This window comes from Devosia psychrophila (genome assembly GCF_000971275.1).
Lineage (GTDB): Bacteria > Pseudomonadota > Alphaproteobacteria > Rhizobiales > Devosiaceae > Devosia > Devosia psychrophila.
The window spans coordinates 1-2830 of the sequence record NZ_LAPV01000087.1; the positions used below are offsets into that span (position 1 = coordinate 1).

General features: G+C 58.0%; 5 protein-coding genes. All 5 read right to left on the reverse strand.

Features of this window, described 5'->3' with window-relative positions; genetic code table 11:
• Positions 1-108: 108 nt before the first annotated feature.
• Positions 109-546: a type II toxin-antitoxin system VapC family toxin gene (locus WH91_RS07995; protein ID WP_046170483.1), complete on the reverse strand. Its 438-nt coding sequence runs from the start codon at positions 544-546 to the stop codon at positions 109-111.
• Entirely contained in the window at positions 546-788 is a 243-nt protein-coding gene (locus WH91_RS08000) for a type II toxin-antitoxin system Phd/YefM family antitoxin (RefSeq protein WP_046170484.1), read from the reverse strand. The genes WH91_RS07995 and WH91_RS08000 overlap by 1 nt, the downstream gene beginning before the upstream one ends.
• A 120-nt stretch (positions 789-908) precedes the next feature.
• On the reverse strand, positions 909-1178 hold the full coding sequence (locus WH91_RS08005; RefSeq protein WP_046170485.1) for a hypothetical protein: 270 nt from the start codon (positions 1176-1178) through the stop codon (positions 909-911).
• On the reverse strand, positions 1171-1473 hold the full coding sequence (locus WH91_RS08010) for an antitoxin Xre/MbcA/ParS toxin-binding domain-containing protein (RefSeq protein ID WP_046170486.1): 303 nt from the start codon (positions 1471-1473) through the stop codon (positions 1171-1173). The genes WH91_RS08005 and WH91_RS08010 overlap by 8 nt, the downstream gene beginning before the upstream one ends.
• Complete coding sequence (gene repC / locus WH91_RS08015) at positions 1470-2813, reverse strand: plasmid replication protein RepC (RefSeq protein ID WP_046170487.1); 1344 nt, start codon at positions 2811-2813, stop codon at positions 1470-1472. The genes WH91_RS08010 and repC overlap by 4 nt, the downstream gene beginning before the upstream one ends.
• Between the last annotated feature and the right edge of the window lie 17 nt (positions 2814-2830).

Consider the following 2830-nt stretch of genomic DNA (forward strand, 5'->3'; position numbering starts at 1 on the left):
AACAGATTTTTGGTACAAGGCTCTCGATCAGCACATCCGCGCCAATGCCGAGAAACTGGATAAAGAGCCGCCCCTTTCGGGATCGATGCCCTTGTGCAGGGTCCTGCCCTACTGAAGTTCAGGCAGCGTGCTGAACGGATCAACTGCTTGAACGCCCAGCGGTTCGAAATGCCGGAAATTGCGGGTCAGCACAATGAGATCATGCACACGAGCTGTGGCGGCAATCGCGATGTCTTCGAATCCCGGTTGACGAGCGCGCGCAGCATCCATTATGCCGCCAGCCACATGCGCACATTGGAGATCGAACGGAAGCAGCCTGCCGGAGTATAGATGTTCGATGCTCTGCCACCATTCGGTTAGCTGACTGGCGTTCCTCGTAGCGCCCTGCCGTCCGGCCTTGGCGATGCCGGCTTTTATCTCAGCGGCCGATATAACCGACATGAACAATCGTGGACTGGCCCTGTCCAGCCATTCAATCAGCAATTCGACGTTCTCGCGCTTCGATGGCGCCAATGCCGAAATGACATTCGTGTCGATCAGGAACATCAGAAATCGACTGTCCGGCTCGGCGTCTTGCTTCTCGGTGGGATGTCCTCTTCCTCTCCTGGGAAGGCCGCCAGCAACCGACCAAAACTGGGAATATGCGTGAGCTTTTCGTATTCATCGAATGACAGCACAACGGCCTCTCTTTTGCCGTGCCGCGTAATGATCGCCGGGTGCCCACTGACGGCCTGGTCAACCACAGCCGATAGCGTGGCTTTCGCTTCCTTGAGCTGGATCTCTCTCACGTTGTTCTCCTAATATGACCACTGTAGTCATATAGCGCAATCGGTTCCGTCAGACAAGAATGTACTGGCTGACCCTCAGGCTAAAGTGGAGGGCATGCATGGGCACCCTCTAGTAGAAAATCACTCCGCCAGCGGGTAGGTTTCACCAGACCATTCTGAAAATTTGGCGGCAAAAGAGGCTAGACGGTGCGGCGCAAGGCCGTGTGCCAGCGCGAATTCCACCTGCAGCGCCACTGGCACATCGCCAAGGAACGTGCTGACGTGGCCCGAGTGATTTTTGGCCAGCTCAAAATCTGCCAGGCACGCTGCCAATTCGGGAGCGCCGAGTTCATCACGGTACGGCGCATTCACCGTCGTCAGCACAGAGGCCAGGGGGTCGACCTCAGGCATAGGCACCCAATCTAACCGCTTCCAGATAGGCGAGGACCGCACTGGCCTTCCCTTCGCCGACCAGATCATGGGCGGTTCTGCCACCGCAGGCGGGGATCGGCTGCTGCTTGAACCAGATCGCCGCGCGCCTCTTGTCACCATCCATTTCCGTCGCCATGGCGAGGATGGAAACGATCGTCGTCAACGCTTGCTCCACGCCAAGACTGCCAGGGGCAATCCCAGCAAGCTTCGCCAGCTCGGACGGCGGCATATCGAGCTGCTTCGCCAGTCGGCTCAGTTCAAAATCGTGGCTCATGATTCCTTATCCCATTTTGCCATGGTCTTCCGGAGCGCATCGCTCACCTCGAGACGCTGTTCAGTTCGAATAACACGTTCCGCCCCATGCTGGTCGCCGTGGACTTCCCCGGTATCGAGTTTCAGCGCCTTGCCGGCGTCGAGTTCGGCCCGGACCAAGGCCATAATCATCGGCCAGACCGAGAATTTAGCTTCCTTGGCGCGATCGGTCAGATTCCTCAGGTATCCGCCCGGACTCTTGATCTGATCGCCCTTTTGGTAGATCGCCGCCAAGGTAATCGCGGCCTGCTGCTCGCCCAATGCAACGCGGGCATCTTCCCATGCGCTTGGACTGATCCCCATTACCGGCCTGACCGTTTCCACCGCAGCCAGGAAGTCTCGCCAGCTGCGGATTCCGCCGCTGCCTTTCACCATCCAGAGGACATTGGGACAGGCATCCAACACGATCGACAGGGGCAGTTCACGCTTCGGCAGGCTCCGGACGTTGTCAGATTCACCAGCGCTGCCGCTCGCTTCTACTTTTGGTCCTACGCCGCTTCCAGATTCTATTTTAGTTTCTGTTTTTGAATTCTGTATGTGGCGCTCAGTTTGAGACTCATTGGCGTTCAGATTTGTAGATTTAACGAAGGATTCCAACACCTCACGGATTTGCTGCCAGAGGTCATCGAGCTCCGCTGCAACAGCCTCGAGAACTTGGCGGGGCGCCGTCCGCGGCAGCCGGCCTATGATTGCCTGATACTCGATGTGCACGCTCCCCCAGTTGCCTGGAACGCCTTCCTCTATGCCCGCCTCGATCATCTTAACGATGTCGCGGCGCGCTATGGTCAACCGTTCCTTGACGACCTTGTACGCCTTTTTCTCGGCGCGCATGGCCTCAGCGAGTGCCTTGAACTCCACAGCGCGCGCAACGATCGGGGAAAGGTCAAAGCCATAGGCTTGCTCAACCTCACCCCCCTGCCCTTTGCGGGCATAGCGCTTGCCATTGGGACTATCCCGACGGACGATCAGGCCGCACTCAACCAAATTGGCCAGGTGGCGTCGAAGCGTCGCAGGCGACATTCCGTTCGCCCGGCCAATGAGCTGTTCATTGGACGGCCAAACAATCAGGGCGCTGTCACCATAGAATGCGGTTTCAGGATGGAAGGACAGAAGCGCATCAAGGATCGCCAGCGCCCGGTCGGTGGCGCCTAGAGCTATCCGAGCTTCCTTGATGTCCCTGAACACGTGCCACTTATGCACGGTCGTGCCTTCCGGCGCATTCTGGGCCGTGACCTGGCTTGCAATCATGCCGAGCGACATCGGTCGCCGCCCAAAGGGCGTCGTTACAGTCTGGGTCTGCATCTTTTTTCACCTATTTC

Coding starts and splice junctions, on each gene's coding strand:
- WH91_RS08010 (WP_046170486.1), bottom strand. CDS start 1,473: ATGAGCCACGATTTTGAACTGAGCCGACTGGCGAAGCAGCTCGATATG.
- WH91_RS07995 (WP_046170483.1), bottom strand. CDS start 546: ATGTTCCTGATCGACACGAATGTCATTTCGGCATTGGCGCCATCGAAG.
- WH91_RS08005 (WP_046170485.1), bottom strand. CDS start 1,178: ATGCCTGAGGTCGACCCCCTGGCCTCTGTGCTGACGACGGTGAATGCG.
- repC (WP_046170487.1), bottom strand. CDS start 2,813: ATGCAGACCCAGACTGTAACGACGCCCTTTGGGCGGCGACCGATGTCG.